Below are 16,256 nucleotides of genomic sequence, written 5' to 3' on the forward strand. Positions count from 1 at the left end.
TGGCCGCCGGATCGCGGTTGAACAGCGGCCTGATCATCGGCCGGCGAGGAACAGTGCGCCAGCGGCGAGCAGTCCGAGCTCCACCAGGAGGACGAACACGCGGTCACTGATGCGCCCGACGAGTTTCCTGCCGATCCACGCGCCGATGAGGGTCGCCGGGGTGAGGGCGGCACCGTACAGCAGAACGGTACGGGTGAGCAGTTCGCCGGCACCGTAGGCGGCGATCTTGCTGAGGTGCATGGTGAGGGCGGCGGCGGCCTCGGTGCCGATGTAGGCGGCGCGGGTGAGACCGTAGGCGAGGAAGAACGGGGCGGTCAGCGGGCCGGTCGAGCCGAGCAGGGCGGAGCCGAGTCCGGAGGCGGCACCGACCGCGGTGAAGGTCCGGTCGTCCGGCTTGCGCGGATGTGGGTGGCGGCGCCGCCAGATCACCACGGCGATGAGGAACACGCCGAGCAGGCGCTTGAGCGGGCCGAGCGGGGCCTGCGCCAGCAGCAGTCCACCGACGACGGCCAGCGGGATGGCGCCGGTGGCGAACCAGCCGATCAGCGACCAGCGCAGGTGGTGGCGGTTGAGCCAGACCCGGGAGGCGTTGCTGGACAACTGGGCGAGGGTCAGTACCGGCACCGCGACACGCAGCCCGAACAGGGCGGTGAACACCGGCAGCAGCAGCACCCCGCCGCCGAATCCGGCGACCGCGGACAGTACGGCCAGGACCAGCGCGGCGGCGGACGCGGCGGCCAGGATCAGCAGGTCGTGCGTGATCACCGGGCCAGCCTGCCACCGGAGGCCGCCGGTCAGGTCGGCGGCCTGCCGAGCAGCCGTTCGATCAGGCGGGGCTGGCCCGGCCAGGCCGCCAGGATGACGTCCCGGGGGACCTGCCGACTGGCGTAGCGCAGGGCGAGCGCGACCACGACGATGTCGTCGAGGGGACCGATGACGGGCAGGAACTCGGGGATGAGGTCGATCGGGCTGGCGACCCAGAGGCCGGCGATCAGCACGGCGATCTTCGCCCGCCGCGGAACCCGAGGGTCGTTGCGGAGCCGACGGGCCGTGGTGACGCAGTCGGGGATGAAGGCGGCCAGGTCGCGCAGGATCCCGGGGGGCAGCCGGCGGGCCAGCAGGATCAGCAGCGCCCACGAGGCGAGCAGGAGCACGATCGCGACGGCCAGGCCGACGAGCCAGTCACGAATGCCCACCCGCACAGCATGGCACCTTCGCAACGGGCATTCTTAATCCGCAGTTGTCGATTCTTTTCGCCACTGTGTCTTCTGTCCGGGATCGACCGACCGGCACACTGAGATCGGTCCGCCGGGCCAGGCGGACCGGTCCTTCCGTACCGGCTCTGGAGGTCCTTTTGACCGTCTCCGCAACCCGACCCGCCGCCGTCCGGACGTCCCGGCTGCTGCTGTTGGTGGCGATGATCGCCACGGCGCTCCTCGGACCGGCCGTGGTCGCACCGACGCACACCGACACCGCGTCGGCCGCCGTCTACAGCTCGTGCACCCTCAGCCGCTGCGCCGACGCCCGGGCGGCCCGTTCCGGATGGGCGGCCAAGGGCTTCCCCACCACCAAGGGCTGGTACTCCTGGAGTGGTGGTCTCTACAACTACACCGGTGGGCAGTTCTACAACTACGAGGGACAGTTGCCGAGCGGGGCGACGTACAACGAGTACGACGTCTACCCGCGCTCCTACGGCGCCGCCCGGGACGCCTACCGGATCGTGGTGAACCGGAGCACCGGCGCGACCTGGTTCAGCCCGAACCACTACACCGACTTCTACCGACTCTGACGCGGGTGGGTCGGGCGCGTTGCTGACCGTGCCCGACCCACCGAACCCACCGGCCGGGCCGGGCCGATCGGCGCGACCGGCCCGACTCCGAAGGGACGCGAAATGCCCGATCGGGATGATCCGCCAGCCTGGTTGGCGGTGAGCGCCACCGCGCCGACGAACGCGACGGTGATCGACGGCGCGGCCTGCCGTACCCGGACCGGGCTGTTCGCCGAGTGGTCGCGCGCGCTGCGGTTTCCCGGATACTTCGGGCAGAACTGGGACGCCTTCGCCGACAGCCTCCGGCAGGTGACCATGACGGTCGACCGCCCGATCTCGGTCACCGACGCCGGGCAGCTCCTCGCCGACGAGCCGCCCGGCCAGCTCGCGGTCCTGCTGGCCGTACTCGCCGAGGCGACCACCGGGCCCGCGCGGACGCCGGGCCCGGTGGTCGTACTGCACGTCCCGCCGGGCGAGGTGGCCGACCTGCGGCGCCGGGTCCGCGCGTCGCTCGGTTGACTCTCCGGGTACGCCGCCCGGTCGCCATCGGCCGACGGGAGCGCCGGTCAGCCGACGGGTTTCGGCTGCGGGCGGAAGGTGAGCGCCACCAGGAAGGTGAGCGCGGCGATCAGCACCGAGACGCCGAACGCCGAGGTCATACCGTGGACGAGCGCCTGCCGCGCACCGTCCGGGCCGGGCGTTCCCGGGTCCGCCCGGAGTACGGCGCCGAACACCGTCACCAGCAGCGCCATGCCGAGGGTCCCGCCCAGTTGTTGCATGGTCTGGAGCACGCCGCCGGCCGCGCCCAGGTCCCGGGGCGCAACGGTGGCCATGATGACCGGGGTCAGCGGTACGAAGCCCAACCCGCCACCGACGCCCATGAGGATCATGGGACCGAGCAGCGTGCCGAGGTACCCGCTGTCGCTGTGCAACTGGGTCAACCAGGCCAGGCCGGTGACCATCAGGGCCGCACCGGTCAGCGCGAGTGGCTTCGGCCCGAACCGCGGCAGCAGCCGGGGCACCAGCCGGGTCATCGCGAACATGCCGACGGCCAGCGGCAGAAAGGCGAAGCCGGTGGCCAGCGCGCTGGACCCGCGCAGTTCCTGGAGGAACTGGGTGAGGAAGAAGAACATCGACATCATCGCGGCCGGGCCGAGGAAGAAGTTGAGATAGCCGGCCGCGCGGTTGCGGTCGGCGAACAGCCGCAGCGGCATCAGCGGTTGCCGGGTCCGGGTCTCGATGAACACGAAGGTGGCCAGCAGGATGATGCCGGCGCCCAGGGTGAGCTGCGCCCGCCCGGTGGACCAGCCGGAGCCGGCCGCGGTGATGAAGGAGTACACCAGTGCCGCGACGCCGGTGCTGGCGGTCAACGCGCCCGGCAGGTCGAGCCGGGACGGGTGCCGGGCGGGTTCGGCGACGAACCGCGGGGCCAGCAGGACGGCCGCGAGCCCGAACGGCACGTTGATGAACAGCACCCACCGCCAGGAGACGAGCTCGGTGAGCAGGCCGCCGACGATCAGGCCGATCGCGAACCCGGCGCTGGCCACGCCGGACAGCAGGCTCAGCGCCCGCAGCCGTTCTCGCGGCGCGGTGAACGTCGTAGTGATCAACGCGATGGTGTTCGGCCCGGCCGCCGCGGCCCCGACGCCCTGCAGGACGCGCGCGGCCAGCAGCCAACCGGCCGAGGTGGCGAAGCCGCCGGCCAGCGAGGCGACGGTGAACAGCGCTATCCCGGCGACGAACAGCCGGCGTCGGCCGAGCAGGTCGCCGGCCCGGCCACCCAGGAGCAGCAGTCCGCCGAAGGCCAGCGTGTAGGAGTTCATCACCCAGGCCAGTCCGGTGCTGGAGAACCGCAGGTCGGCCGCGATGCGGGGCAGCGCGACGTTCATCACCGTCGCGTCCAGGATGAGCATGAGCTGGCAGGTCACGATGATGGCCAGCGCCAGCCGATGGCGGGTGGCGGGTGGTTCGGCGCTCGTGACGGTGCCGGGGTGGAGCAGGGTCTGTTCCGACAAGGGATACTCCTGGAGATCGAGAACAGGAACCGGAGATTGTCTCCGGTTGTCACTCCGGCTAGCATATGGAGATGCCCTCCGGTTTGCAAGGCTAATCGGAGAGCGTCTCCGGATCAAGGGGAGGTGGTGTCGTGCCACCGCACGACCGTCCGATGCGAGCCGACGCGCGCCGGAACTACGAACGCCTGGTGAACGCGGCCCGGGAAGCGTTCACCGAGCACGGCGCCGAGGCACACCTGGACGACATCGCCCGGCGGGCGGCCGTCGGCCCCGGCACGCTCTACCGGCATTTTCCCAGCCGGGACGACCTGATGGTCGCCGTCTACCGCGGCGATGTCCAGGCACTGGCCGAGCAGGCCGCGGAACTGGCGGACCGGCTGCCTCCCTGGGCGGCGCTCGATGCCTGGCTCCGGCACCAGCTCGACTACATCCGGACGAAGCGTGGACTGGGCGTGGCGGTCAAGGCCATCCTGGCCACCGACTCCGAAACCCTGGCCTGGTGCAAGGACACCATGCGGGGCGCGTTGGGCGGGCTGCTGGGCCGGGCGCAGGAGGCCGGCGAGGTCCGCGCCGACGTGGACGCCACGACGGTGCTGCGGCTGGTCCACGGGGTCGGCCTGGCCTGCGAGTCCGCCCCGGAGAGCGCCGACCGGCTGCTCGACATCATGCTCGACGGCCTCCGGTCGCGGCCTGAACCGGACCCGAGCGCATCGGCCCGGTGACCGGTCCGCCCGCCAGGCGCCGGCCCGAGCCCCGGTGGCTCGCGCCGACGCCGGCGGGCGTCCGTCCCGGCTACGTCGTGGCCAGGGCCTCGGTCGGGGTCAGCCGGGCGGCCCGCAGTGCCGGATAGAGGCCGGCCAGGCCGCCGATCACCAGGGTGGCGCCCACCCCGCCGAGCAGCGCCCACGGGGGTAGCACGGCGGGCCAACCCTGGTATATCGAGTATCCGGCGGTGACCGCGCCGCCGAGCACCGCGCCCCCCAGCCCGCCCAACGCCGAGAGCAGCAACGACTCGGCGATGAACTGCGTGCGGATCTGCCCGCGGGTGGCACCGAGGGAACGGCGCAACCCGATCTCCGCGCGCCGCTCCAGCACCGAGATGACCATCGTGTTGGCCACTCCGACGCCACCCACCAGCAGGGCCACGGCACCGAGCCCGAGCAGCAGCCCGGTGAACGCCTCGCCCGCGGCCCGCCTGGCGGCGAGCGCGTCGGACGGGCGGGACACGTCCACCTCGTTGGGCGCCTCCGGGTTCGCGGTGGCGCCCAGCACTTCGCGTACCGCCTCGACCTGCGCGTCCAGCGACCGGGTGTAGATGGTCGTGGCGTGCCCGTCGAAGTGCAGCGTGGACTCGGCGGCCGGCCAGCCGACCAACGCGGCGGAGTCCAGTTCCCCGGCGAGCGCGACCGGTTCCAGGATCCCGACCACCGTGAAGTAGACGCCGCCGACGAGTACCCGGACGTCCGGACCGGCGTGCCCGATGCCGAGCCGGGTGGCGGCGGTCGCGCCGAGCACCACGGCCGGATACCGGGCGGTGGCGTCGTTCAACCAGGCGCCGCTGCGTACCCGGGCGCCGACCGTGGCCAGCAGCGGGATCCGGGCCGCCAGGGCGCTGATCCCACCGGACTGGGCCTGCGGGATCCGGCTGGTGCGGTACACCCTCGTGTCCTTGACCCGGCCGATCGCCGCGACCGAGGTGACCGGACCGATCCTGGACACCATCGCCTCGGACTCGGTGGGCAGCTGCGCGTCCCCGCCGAACATGGTCTTGCCGGGGGACACGGTCAGCAGGTTCGTGCCCAGCGCGTCGAGGGCACGGTCCAGGTCGGCGCGGGACGAGGCGGAGATGCCCACCACCGCCAGCATCGCGGCGATGCCGATGGCGATGCCGAGAGCGGACAGGGTCGCCCGCAGCGGTCGGGTCCGCAGCCCGGCCGCACCGACCCGGAGCAGGTCACCGGGCCACATCCGGGCCGGCCGGAGCGTGGCGGCGGTCACCCGGCCACCCCCTCGCCGGCGAGCGCGGGCATCGCCGAGTCGTCCACCACCCGGCCGTCGCGCATCTGCACCCGGCGGGGAAGCCGTTCGGCGATCTCCCGGTCGTGCGTGATGAGCACGACCGTCGTGCCGGCGGCGTGCAGGTCGAGCAGCAGTTCCATCACCCCGGCGCCGGCGGCCGAGTCCAGCGAACCGGTCGGTTCGTCGGCGAGCAGCAGCGGCGGCTCGCCGACCACGGCCCGGGCCAACGCCACCCGCTGGCGTTCACCGCCGGACAGCTCGTTCGGCCGGTGGTGCAGGCGGTGGCCGAGGCCGACCCGTTCCAGGGCGGCGGCGGCCCGGCGGCGGCGTTCGGCGGGGCGGTGGCCGCAGTACAGCAGGCCGTCGGCGACGTTCTCCAGGGCGGAAACCACCAGCGACAGGTGGAACTGCTGGAAGACGAAGCCGATCCGACCCGCCCGCAGGGCCGACAGTTGCGCGTCGGACAACCGACCGGTGTCGTGGCCGGCTATCCGTACCGTGCCCGAGGTCGGCCGGTCGAGCGTGCCGAGCACGTGCAGCATCGTCGACTTGCCGGAGCCGGACGGGCCGACGATCGCCACCAACTCGCCGGTGCCGATCTCCATCGTCACGCCGTCCAGCGCGACCACCCCGCCCGGGTACTCCTTGCGGACATCCGTCAGGGCGATCATGCCGGCAACCCCACCTGGTCGCCCTCGGCGACGCCGTCGCCGGAGATCTCGACCCGGCCGTCCGCGAACAGGCCGGTTTCCACCGGTACGTAGCGCGAACTGCCATCCTGGACGATCTCGACGCCGAAACCGCCCTCGCTGAGCGCCACGAGCGCCGCCACCGGGACGGTCAGCACGTTCCGGCGTTCGGACGCGGTGAACGTCACGTCCACCGTGGCGATCGTGAGAGCCGCCGTGGCCCGCTGATCGTCGATCCGGACGACCACCTCGATCTTCGTCTCGTCCTCGCCGTCCGGCTGCTCACTGGGCTGGATCACGGTGGCGACCTCGGTGATCCGGCCGCGGACGGTCTTGTCGGTCGGCAACGCGACCTCGACGGTCGCGCCGCGCCTGGCCAGCCGCTGGTCGTCGGTGTCCAGGTCCACGGTGACCGCCTTGGCGGTACCGGTGTAGGTCAGCACCTTCGCACCCGGGGACACCGGATCACCGACGCCGAGGGACCGGCCGTCGACCCGGATGGCTTCCGGCGCGAACACCACCCGGCCCAGCTCGACCGCGCCCGTTTCGGGCAGTCCGAGGTCGTCCTGCCACTCCCGTACCGCCTCGGCGGTGGAACTGCTGTACTCGTCGTCCACGGTGAAGCCGTCGTACCCCAGCGCCTTGAGGTTCTGCTCCAACTGCTTGACGTCGGGGCCCTCGACACCCGGCGAGAGCCGCCGGTACGCGGGCAGCCTGCCGTACATGAGCACGACCGGTCGGTTGTCCACCCGGAACAGCGTCCTGCCCCGGCCGATCCGGGCGTCGGTCGCGGGCACCCAGGTCACCGTGCCCGGGGTCCGGCTGACCACCGAGGTGGTGTCGCCGTAGCCCAGCTCGCCGGACTCGGTCTGGGTGTCCCGGAGGGTCTGCCGGGTGACCGTGCCGGTCGTCGGCGGCAGGACCGGGGTACCGCCGTCGCCGGCCCGCCCCTCGCGGCCGGTGCCCACGACCGCGGCGCTGACGCCGCCACCCGCGGCGAGGACCGCCAGGGTGACCAGGGCGGTCCGGCGGCGTCCCCGGCGCCGGCGGTGCGCCGGCCCGTCCTGGGTGGGGTCCACCGGGTTCATCGGGGCGCCCCCGGGCCATCATCGTGGGTCAGTGGGCCGCCCTTGGCGCCCATGATGTCCTGGCACGCCTCCTGCGCCTTCTTGAAGTCCGGGTCCTCGCCCTGCCGCGAGTCGATCCTGATCTCCCCCTTGTCCCCCGGGTCGGGGAAGTCCTCGACCCCGTGCTCGCGCATGCACTGCGCGAACTTCCGGGCCTGCTCCGCCATCCGCGGGTCCGGCTTGGCGCCGTTCGCCGCGGGTGAGTACTTCCGGCACGCCTCCTGGGCCCGGTCCAGGGCCTGCTCCTGACCCTTGCGGATCTTGAGCGAGATGTTGCCGTCCTGCGGGTCCTCCATGTCGATCCCGTGCTCCCGCATGCACTGCGCGAACTTCAGCCCCAACTCGTGCGGGTCCACCGAGGCCGAGGCCGAGGCACTGGGCGCGGTGGACCGCCCGCCGTTGGCCGAGGCCACCTCCCGGTCCCCGGTGCCGCCCCTCGCGCATCCGCCGACCGCCAGCACCACGGCCAGGGCGGCCAGTCCGGTACCGCCATGCCATCGCATCGCCACATCACTCCTCGACTCCGCCGGGCCTTCCGGCGGTCTGCGTGCCGATGCAACGCCCGGCTCCGTTTCCTGGGCGTTTCCCGGGCTGGCGGGCTAACACCGAGGAAACGCGGCCGCGCGTCATGATTGGGCGCATGCGGTTACTGGTGGTGGAGGACGAGCCGCTGCTGGCCGGCGCCATCGCGGAGTGGTTACGGGACGAGTCGCACGCGGTGGACACCGTCCACGACGGGGCGGCGGCGCTGGAGCGGCTGACCGTCCACAACTACGACGTGGTGATCCTGGATCGGGACATTCCGCTCGTACACGGCGACGACGTCTGCCGGGAGCTGATGGCCTCCGGGGGCACGGCGCGGGTGCTGATGCTCACGGCGGCGGCGGGCATCGCCGACCGGGTGGACGGGCTGGGTCTCGGCGCGGACGACTACCTGGGCAAGCCGTTCGCCTTCGCCGAACTCGCCGCCCGGGTCCACTCGCTGGGCCGGCGCTGCCGCCCGGCCGACCCCCCGGTGCTGCGCCGCGCGGGCATCGCGCTCAGCCCGGCTCGGCACGAGGTCTTCCGGGACGGGCAGTACGTGCCGTTGTCCCGCAAGGAGTTCGCGGTGCTGACCGAGTTGCTGCGGGCCGACGGTGCCGTGGTCTCCGCCGAGTACCTGTTGGAGAAGGCGTGGGACGAGCATGCCGACCCGATGACCGGGGCGGTCCGGCTGACCATCCTCAAACTGCGACGCAAGCTGGGCGACCCGCCCGTCGTGGAGACCGTCGCGGGAGTGGGGTACCGGATCCGGTGAGAGTGAATCGTTTCGGGCCGCGCCGACTGACCCTGCGGACCCGACTGACCGTGATCTACGCCGGGATGTTCTTCGCCGCCGGTGTCGTTCTGCTGGGCGTGACGTACGCGCTGGTCAGTCAACAGCTCACCAGCGGGGGGCCGAAGGTGATGTCGCGGACCCAGATCGGCGTCGAGGGGGCCGGCGTTCCGCTGCCGGGAGAGGCCGGCGGGTCGAGCGAGATGTACGTGATGACCGGTAAGGGTGATGTGCTCTCCGGGGCCGAGGCCGAGCGGTGGCTGCTGGATCAGCAGGCCCGACTGCACCGAGCCGCACTCACCTCGCTGCTCACCCAGGGTGGCGTGGCGCTGCTGCTGGTCGGCGGCGTCGCCGCCGGTTTCGGCTGGCTGGTGGCCGGTCGGGTGCTGGCGCCGCTGCACCGGGTCACCGACACCGCCCGCCGGATCGCCGACGCCCCGGCCGCCGAGCGGGGGCTGCACGAACGCATCGCGCTGCCGGGACCGCACGACGAGGTCAAGGACCTGGCGGACGCCTTCGACACGATGGTGGAGCGGCTGGACCGGTCCTTCGACGGGCAGCGCCGGTTCGTCGCGAACGCCTCGCACGAGCTGCGTACCCCGCTCACGCTGGGGCGCTCGCTGGTCGAGGTGGCCATGCACCGCAAGTCGGCCTCGCCGGACGTACACCAGCTCGGCGAGACCCTGTTGGAGATCAACCTGCGGCACGAGCGGTTGATCAACGGGCTGCTCCTGCTGGCCAGCTCGGAGAACGAGATCGTCAACCGTCGCCCGGTCGACCTGGCCGACATCGTCAACCACGTGGTCGCCCAGGCCACCGCCCAGGCCGGCGAGGCGGCGGTCCTGCTGCGGGCCGAGGCCGAGGAGGCGCCGACCGTCGGCGACCCGTTGCTGCTGGAACGGGTGGTACACAATCTGGTCGAGAACGGCATAAGGCACAACGCCGGTGACGTCCGCTGGGTCCGGGTCGCCAGCCGCGACCGTGGTGACGGCCGGGTGGAACTCACCGTCACCAACACCGGACCCGACGTGCCGCCGTACGAGGTGCCGGCGCTGTTCGAACCGTTCCACCGGCTGTCCACCGACCGGCTCGCCGGCGCGGCGGGCGCGGGCCTGGGGCTGTCCATCGTGCGTTCGGTGGCCCGGGCGCACGGCGGGGACGTGTCCGCCCAGCCTCGGCCCGGCGGCGGCCTGGTGGTCACCGTGCTCCTCCCCGCGGAGCCCGTGCCGGGCGTCTCGGCCGGGTCGCCGGCCCTCCGGCCGGCGACCCGCTGAGACCGGCCCCGGCAGGGGGTCGGGCAGGAAGGGTGCTTCTAGGCGCGCACCCACTGCTGGTTGGAACCGCCGTTGCAGGTCCAGATCTCGATCTGGGTGCCGTTGGCCGTCGCCCCGTTCACCACGTCGAGGCAGAGCCCGGAGCCGACCCCGGTGATGGTGCCGTTGGCGTTGATGTTCCACTGCTGGTTGGTGCCGCCATGGCAGTCCCAGATCTCGACCCTGGTCCCGGCGGCGGTGGCCGCGCCGATCACGTCGAGGCACTTGTTGCCGTACACCCGCAGTTCCCGGGCGGACGTGAGCGTCCAGGACTGGTTGTTGCCACCGGTGCAGTCGTAGATGTCGACCTTCGTCCCGCTGCTGGTGGACGAGTTCGGGACATCCAGGCACCGGTTCGAACCCGCACCCCGGATGATCGAGGTGCCGCCGCCGTCGTTGCCACCGGTGCCGACCGCGCCGGTCGCGGTGTCGACGGTCCAGCTCGACTGGCAGGTCATCGACACGTTGGTGCCGCTGATGGTCAACGGCTCCCAGACGTACCGGGAGTCGGAGAGGTTGCCGGAGTTCCAACGGTCACCCAGGAAGAGGTAGCTCGTCGTGCTGCTGCCGGCCACCGGCAGGATCATCGTGGTCTGCGAGTTGCAGGTGTTGGTTCCCCCGGGGGCGAAACTGCGCCAGCTGCTCCAGGTGCCGGTGATCGAGGTGGCGGTCGCGTACTGGTTGTCGTTGGTCGACCAGCCGGTCAGGTGCGAGCCGAACAGGTAGTAGGTGCCGCCGATCTTGACCATGGCCGGGCTCTCGTACTGGTTGAGCGTCTTCACCAGCGCCGTGACGCTGAGGAAGTCCGGCGACAGCTGGTAGATCTGCAACTTGGCGTTCGTCCGGTCCTCGCTGATGAAGTAGCCGGTGCTGCCGTCGAGGAACAGGGTGTCGTCCAGGCTGTCGTGTCCCAGCGGCTTGAAACTGCCCCGGTACGTGTAGCTGCCGCAGATGCTGCCACTGGTGGCCACCCCGGCCCGGCGCTCCGAATAGCTGGAGTTGTCGATGTGCATGTACATCACGTACGTGGACGTGGCGCTGTTGTAGATCACGTGCGGGCGTTCCACGATCCGGTTGGGCCCCAGGTCACCGCTGGCCTGGCGGGTCAGGACGTTCCCGACGAACGTCCAGCTCCTGAGGTCGGTGGAGGAGTAGCAGGTGACGTTCTGGAAGGCCGACCCGTTGGTCTTGTCCTCACCCAGCCAGTAGTACGTGTCGCCGACCTTCGTGATCCCCTCGCCGTGCGCCTGGACGGCCCGGCCGGACGTGTCGGTCCAGACCGTGCCGGGGGTGATGGTGACGGGCGCGGCGTGGGCCGGCTGGGCGACGAGGCACCCCAGCAGCGCGAGGGTCATTGTCAGGAGGGTGGAGGCCAGTCTCTTCCGCATTGCGGTCCTTCCGGTACGGGGACGCGGCGCCGGTGTGGAACGCACCGGAGCGCGCACACCGTTAATTTATTAACGTGAATGTTACCAGTTCAGGCCGAGGCCCCCGATGAACCGCGTGAGCGCGCCCGCGATGGCCTGGTGGTCGTGCGCGGAGGGGTGCCAGTCGCAGCCGAGCAGGTCGAGACCCAGCGCCGTGTTGTCGTAGTGCAGCGATCGGACCCGGGTGTCACCCTGGCTGTTGCGGGTCCGCACGACCTGCTCGACCGAGTCACCGAACGGGGTGCCACTCATGTCCGGGTAGGTCAGCACGAGGTACGCGCCAGCGCCGTACCGGGTGCGCAGTTTGTCGAGGAAGGCCAGATAGGCGGCCCGGTAGTCGGCGGCCAGGGCGTCGACGGTCGCCCACTTCTCACCGGCGTGCAGGGCCGTGGAGAAGTCGTTGAAACCCAGGCCGACGACGATCACCTGCGGCTTCCAGGTGCCCGGGTTCTGCCAGGTCGTGCTGTTCCACACCGCCTGCAGGTCCGTCTCGTACCAGGTGCGGAAGTTGTCCGAGCCCTGGCCGTTGTAGTTGCGGACCATGCCCATTCCCGACCACGCGTTGATCTGGTAGTCGGCGTTGAGCCCCTGGGCGGTGCGGGCCCCGAAGCTGAGGTCGGCGTTGGAGTTACGGGTCACCCCACCGTTGCTGTTGCAGTCGCGGGTCGTGGACGTGTCGCCGTACCCGGCGGTCCAGGAGTCCCCGATGAACTCGATCTGCCGGCTCCGCGCAGCGGGCTTGGCCAGGATGGCGCCGCCGGCGGCGGCGACCAGCCCGCCGAACTCCCCGGCGCCCCAGGGGCTCTCGGTGCGCTTGGCCAGTCGTACGGTGTGTTCCGCGTTGGTGAGGTTGCGGACCCAGTAGGTGGTCTGGCCCGGTGTCACCAGGGTGGCCACGGTCGTCCCGTCGACCTGGACGGTGTAGTCGTTGAGGGAGTCGTTCAGCACGATGCCCACTCCGGTGCCGCGGAACCGGCCCTCGAAGTAGACGCCCGGCCAGGTGTACTGCACCGTGTTGCCGGTCGCCCTGACCCGGCCCGCCGTCCGCACCTGGTCCAGCACGCCGGACGCCGGCGGCGCCGAGGTGGGCGGCGCCGAGGTGGGTGGCGCGGAGGTGGGCGGTGCCGAGGTGGGCGGTGCCGACGTGGGCGGCGCCGAGGTGGGCGGCGCGGAGGTGGGTGGTGCGGTGGGGCCGTCCCCGCAGGCCACGCCGTTCAGCGCGAAGTCCGTCGGTACGGGGTTCGCGGAGTTGTTCCACGACCCGTTGAAGCCGAACGAGGCGCTGCCGCCGGTGCCGAGGTTGCCGTTGTAACTGGCACTGCTGACCGTGACCCGGGAACCGGCCTGGGTGACCGTGCCGTTCCACAGTTGCGTGACCGTCTGGCCCGCGCCGAAGGACCAGGTCAGTCGCCAGCTGCTGATCGGGTCGCCGAGGTTGGTGAGGTTCACACTCGCGCTGAAGCCCCCCGACCATTGGCTGGCCACCGTGTAACTGACCCGACAACCGGCGGCGGCCTGCGCGGAACCGGCGGTGGTGAGGGCGGTGGCGGCCGTTGCGACCGCGGCGGTGGCGACCACGGACACTCCCAGGTGGGACCGGCGACGAACGGATCGCATCTGCGCTCCTAGCTGGCGATGGGTGGGCTCATGGGAAGGGCGGGTCCGGTTCCGTGACCGGGCCGCCAGCCGATCCGCGCCACGGATCGGCTGACGGCCGGGTCGGGGGATCCGGGTCACGAACTGGTGCAGGCGATCTCGGTCGGGGCCGGTGAGCTGTTACCGTTCGCCACGAATCCGAAGCCCACGGTTGTGCCGGGGCCGACGGTGCCGTTGTACGGGGCGTTCCGCACGCTCACCGGGCCGCTGGTGCCGGTGTTGACGCCGCCCCACAGGCTGCTGATGCTCTGCCCGCTGGACAGCGTCATCCGGACCGTCCAACCGGTGATGGCCGATGAGCTGGTCACGTCGACCTGGGCCTGGAAACCACCGTTCCAGGGGTTGATCAGGTGATAGGTGGCGGTGCAACCGCCCGGCTGCGAGGTGGGCGGCTGCGAGGTGGGCGGCTGCGAGGTTGGCGGTTGCGAGGTCGGCGGCTGGGAGGTGGGCGGCGTGGTCGGCGGTTGCGTGGTCGGCGGCGTGGTCGGCGGCCGGGTGGTCGGCGGCGCGCTGGTGGGCGGGGTTCCGCCGTCCGGGGCGACCGCGCGGCCGGTGGTCGGCGAGATCATGCCGGCGCACAGGCCCCGGCTGGTGAGGTTGGCGACGATCCGCGGGATGGCGGCGATGGTGTTGGCCGGCCAGTCGTGCATCAGGATGACCCCACCGGGCTGGAGCCGGCTGGCGTTCTGCACGATCTGATCGGTCGAGGCGTTGTTCCAGTCCTGGGAGTCCACGTCCCAGATGATCTCTGTGAGGCCGTAGCTCGCCTCCACCGACCTGAGCGTCGAGTTGGTCTCCCCGTACGGGGGTCGGAACAGCTTCGGAGCCTGTCCGGTGAGCTGCTGGAGCACCTGTTGGGTCTGCGAGACCTCCGACGTGACCTGCGACTGGCTCATCTGGGTCAGGTGGGGGTGGGTCCAGCTGTGGTTTCCGATCCACATCCCGGCGGCCTTCTCGGCCTGGACCAGCGACGGATTGTTCTGGGCGTTCTGGCCGATGTTGAACAGGGTCGCCCGTACCCCGTTGGACTTGAGGGTGTTGAGCAGCGTCGTGGTGTTGCCGGCGGTGGGCCCGTCGTCGAAGGTCAGTGCCACGTACCCGGAACAGCTGGCCGCCATCGAGGGGGCGGCGGTGACGGCCAGCGCGGTCGCCGCCGCGGCCAGCAGGACCGCGACGCTGGCGGCGATGGTTCGTCCGGGTGGGAAGGTTTTCATTGCTGATCTCCCTCGGGAAGGGTGTTGCTGCGACGGCGTGGAGGGTTGGCGTCGGCACTGACCCGCCGTGTCGATCGTCAGGTCGACCGGCGATCCGGAGATCGCGGATCTCGCTGCTTCATGACCAACTCGGGGGCGGGTTGGCGGTCCAGCGTCGTCGGTGGGCGGCGAGCCGGCCGGTTGAGGGCGGCGGCCGCTCCTGGTCGAGGGTGGTGGCAGCCCTCGTCGATGCCCGGTGACAGGGGGTGCCGCTCGGCGGGTACTGCCCGCTGCCCGCCCGGCGCGCGTCCGGTTCCCGGCGCACCGTCCTGTCGGTCTTCAGCTCGGCTCCGGGGAGATTATGCCGGAGTATTTCGACCTCAGTCAATCTCGATTGATCTTCGAAATTGTCGTCTGTCCATGTATTGACGAGCGGGTACGGCGGTTCTAGGGTTCAGCTCAGTCGGGCGGGCGGTCTGGCCTTCGCTGGCCACCCGACGCCGAGCCATGTCCGGCGAACCCGCCCTGAGTCGGGGAAGGGTGCGTGCACATGACGGTATCCAGGCGGTCCGCCCTGGCGCTGGGTGGAGTTGTCGCCGGAACGGGTCTGCTCACTGTCCTGGCCATGACGCCGGCGCTCGCCGGTGGTGGAACGGCCACCCTGGCTGGTGGCTGCAACGCCACCGCCCGGATCGACTCGCAGTGGGGCTCCGGGGCGACCGGGGGGGAGATCGTCAACGTCACGGTCACCAACACCTCGGCGACCGCCGCGACCCAGTGGAGCGTGACCGGGACGCTCGGCAGCGGTCAGCGGATCACCTCGGCCTGGAACGCCGTCGTCAACACGACGGGCTCGACCGTGACCGCGACCAACGCCGGATACAACGGACATCTCGCCCTGGGCGGATCGACCAGCTTCGGCATGCAGCTCTCCGGCGTCGCTCCCGCGCCCGCGCTGAGCTGTACCAATGACGCCACCGGGCCGACCGCCTCGGTCTCGCCCACCGATCAGGCGCCCGGCACCGACGTGACCGTCACCCAGGCCGACAACCAGCGCACGATCACCCTGATCGTCGGGCAGACCCTCGGGGTGTCCCTCGGCGCCGACTTCGTCCCGCCCACGGTCAGCGGCCCGGCCCTGACGAAGGTGTCGACCAGCGGGGGCTTTCCGACCGGCCAGCCCCTGAACGCGGTGTACCGCGCCGACCGGGTTGGTTCGGCCGAACTCAACAGCTACACCGATTACCCCTGCCGGCACACCTCGCCGCCGTGCGCGCTGCCCTCGCAGACCTGGACGCTGCACGTCAACGTCGTCGAGGCGCCCTCGACCGGGCAGACCGTCACCGTCACGGACGTCGACAACCTGAAGACCGTCGCGCTGCACATCGGCGACACCCTGGTGGTCAAGCTGCAGAGCATCTACCAGCCGCCCAAGGTCGCCACCACCGGGGTCCTCACCCAGCGTGAGGTCGTCGGCGGCTACCCGACCGGCCAGCCGCTGGTGGCCACCTACCTGGCGACGGCGTCAGGACAGACCGACCTGTCCTCGGTCACCGACGCCGCCTGCATGCACCAGCCCATGCCCTGCCCGACGCCGCAGATCTCGTGGAAGCTCCACGTCACGGTCACGGCCTGAGCGTTCGCCTCGCGGTCCCGATCCGATCGGTGTGACTCCTGGTTCCTGCTGGCAAGACCGCAATGGTGGCGGCTTTTCTGCCGGAGGGTGGCTTGTTA

General features: G+C 71.3%; 16 protein-coding genes. 6 read left to right on the forward strand and 10 right to left on the reverse strand.

What is annotated here, in order from left to right; genetic code table 11:
• Positions 1 to 33: 33 nt before the first annotated feature.
• Positions 34 to 765 carry a sulfite exporter TauE/SafE family protein gene (locus ACXN5W_RS14710; protein WP_473158828.1) on the reverse strand — a complete coding sequence of 244 codons (732 nt, stop codon included), beginning with the start codon at positions 763 to 765 and terminating at the stop codon, positions 34 to 36.
• A 29-nt stretch (positions 766 to 794) separates the two neighbouring features.
• On the reverse strand, positions 795 to 1,190 hold the full coding sequence (locus ACXN5W_RS14715) for a YkvA family protein (RefSeq protein WP_473158843.1): 396 nt from the start codon (positions 1,188 to 1,190) through the stop codon (positions 795 to 797).
• A 227-nt stretch (positions 1,191 to 1,417) separates the two neighbouring features.
• Between ACXN5W_RS14715 and ACXN5W_RS14720 the strand changes: the two genes are divergently transcribed.
• Positions 1,418 to 1,789, forward strand: coding sequence for a ribonuclease domain-containing protein (locus ACXN5W_RS14720; RefSeq protein WP_473158844.1), 372 nt, complete (start codon positions 1,418 to 1,420; stop codon positions 1,787 to 1,789).
• Between the two features lie 102 nt (positions 1,790 to 1,891).
• Positions 1,892 to 2,287, forward strand: coding sequence for a barstar family protein (locus ACXN5W_RS14725; protein WP_473158829.1), 396 nt, complete (start codon positions 1,892 to 1,894; stop codon positions 2,285 to 2,287).
• 47 nt (positions 2,288 to 2,334) lie between these two features.
• Here ACXN5W_RS14725 and ACXN5W_RS14730 read toward each other — a convergent pair whose 3' ends face one another.
• A complete protein-coding gene (locus tag ACXN5W_RS14730; protein WP_473158830.1) occupies positions 2,335 to 3,783 on the reverse strand; it encodes an MFS transporter in 1,449 nt (482 codons plus the stop codon).
• 131 nt (positions 3,784 to 3,914) lie between these two features.
• Here ACXN5W_RS14730 and ACXN5W_RS14735 point away from each other — a divergent pair, with 131 nt between their 5' ends.
• Positions 3,915 to 4,505, forward strand: coding sequence for a TetR/AcrR family transcriptional regulator (locus ACXN5W_RS14735; RefSeq protein ID WP_473158831.1), 591 nt, complete (start codon positions 3,915 to 3,917; stop codon positions 4,503 to 4,505).
• Positions 4,506 to 4,575: 70 nt separating this feature from the next.
• Here the strand turns inward: ACXN5W_RS14735 and ACXN5W_RS14740 are convergent, their stop codons facing one another.
• From ACXN5W_RS14740 to ACXN5W_RS14755, 4 genes are read right to left on the reverse strand one after another with little or no spacing between them, the layout of a single operon-like run.
• Positions 4,576 to 5,781, reverse strand: coding sequence for an ABC transporter permease (locus ACXN5W_RS14740; RefSeq protein ID WP_473158832.1), 1,206 nt, complete (start codon positions 5,779 to 5,781; stop codon positions 4,576 to 4,578).
• Complete coding sequence (locus tag ACXN5W_RS14745; RefSeq protein ID WP_473158833.1) at positions 5,778 to 6,473, reverse strand: ABC transporter ATP-binding protein; 696 nt, start codon at positions 6,471 to 6,473, stop codon at positions 5,778 to 5,780. Before ACXN5W_RS14745 ends, ACXN5W_RS14740 begins: the two co-directional genes overlap by 4 nt.
• On the reverse strand, positions 6,470 to 7,579 hold the full coding sequence (locus ACXN5W_RS14750) for an efflux RND transporter periplasmic adaptor subunit (protein WP_473158834.1): 1,110 nt from the start codon (positions 7,577 to 7,579) through the stop codon (positions 6,470 to 6,472). The genes ACXN5W_RS14745 and ACXN5W_RS14750 overlap by 4 nt, the downstream gene beginning before the upstream one ends.
• Positions 7,576 to 8,121: a hypothetical protein gene (locus tag ACXN5W_RS14755; protein WP_473158835.1), complete on the reverse strand. Its 546-nt coding sequence runs from the start codon at positions 8,119 to 8,121 to the stop codon at positions 7,576 to 7,578. The genes ACXN5W_RS14750 and ACXN5W_RS14755 overlap by 4 nt, the downstream gene beginning before the upstream one ends.
• A gap of 137 nt (positions 8,122 to 8,258) precedes the next feature.
• On the opposite strand from ACXN5W_RS14755, the gene ACXN5W_RS14760 reads away from it, so the two are divergent.
• Both ACXN5W_RS14760 and ACXN5W_RS14765 read left to right on the forward strand, forming a co-directional pair.
• Complete coding sequence (locus tag ACXN5W_RS14760) at positions 8,259 to 8,915, forward strand: response regulator transcription factor (protein ID WP_473158836.1); 657 nt, start codon at positions 8,259 to 8,261, stop codon at positions 8,913 to 8,915.
• Between the two features lie 65 nt (positions 8,916 to 8,980).
• Positions 8,981 to 10,207, forward strand: a complete 1,227-nt coding sequence (locus ACXN5W_RS14765) for a sensor histidine kinase (protein WP_473158845.1) — start codon at positions 8,981 to 8,983, stop codon at positions 10,205 to 10,207.
• 38 nt (positions 10,208 to 10,245) lie between these two features.
• On the opposite strand, the gene ACXN5W_RS14770 is transcribed toward ACXN5W_RS14765, so the two are convergent.
• The 3 genes from ACXN5W_RS14770 to ACXN5W_RS14780 all read right to left on the reverse strand — a co-directional run bounded on the left by ACXN5W_RS14770 (position 10,246) and on the right by ACXN5W_RS14780 (position 14,543).
• Entirely contained in the window at positions 10,246 to 11,601 is a 1,356-nt protein-coding gene (locus ACXN5W_RS14770; RefSeq protein WP_473158837.1) for a ricin-type beta-trefoil lectin domain protein, read from the reverse strand.
• Between the two features lie 114 nt (positions 11,602 to 11,715).
• On the reverse strand, positions 11,716 to 13,290 hold the full coding sequence (locus ACXN5W_RS14775; protein WP_473158838.1) for a cellulose binding domain-containing protein: 1,575 nt from the start codon (positions 13,288 to 13,290) through the stop codon (positions 11,716 to 11,718).
• Positions 13,291 to 13,406: 116 nt separating this feature from the next.
• On the reverse strand, positions 13,407 to 14,543 hold the full coding sequence (locus tag ACXN5W_RS14780; protein WP_473158839.1) for a polysaccharide deacetylase family protein: 1,137 nt from the start codon (positions 14,541 to 14,543) through the stop codon (positions 13,407 to 13,409).
• Positions 14,544 to 15,072: 529 nt separating this feature from the next.
• On the opposite strand from ACXN5W_RS14780, the gene ACXN5W_RS14785 reads away from it, so the two are divergent.
• Positions 15,073 to 16,158 (forward strand): cellulose binding domain-containing protein, encoded by a 1,086-nt coding sequence (locus ACXN5W_RS14785; RefSeq protein WP_473158840.1) that lies wholly within the window; start codon positions 15,073 to 15,075, stop codon positions 16,156 to 16,158.
• Positions 16,159 to 16,256: the final 98 nt, after the last annotated feature.

The sequence above is a fragment of the Plantactinospora sp. A48 genome (assembly GCF_055793945.1).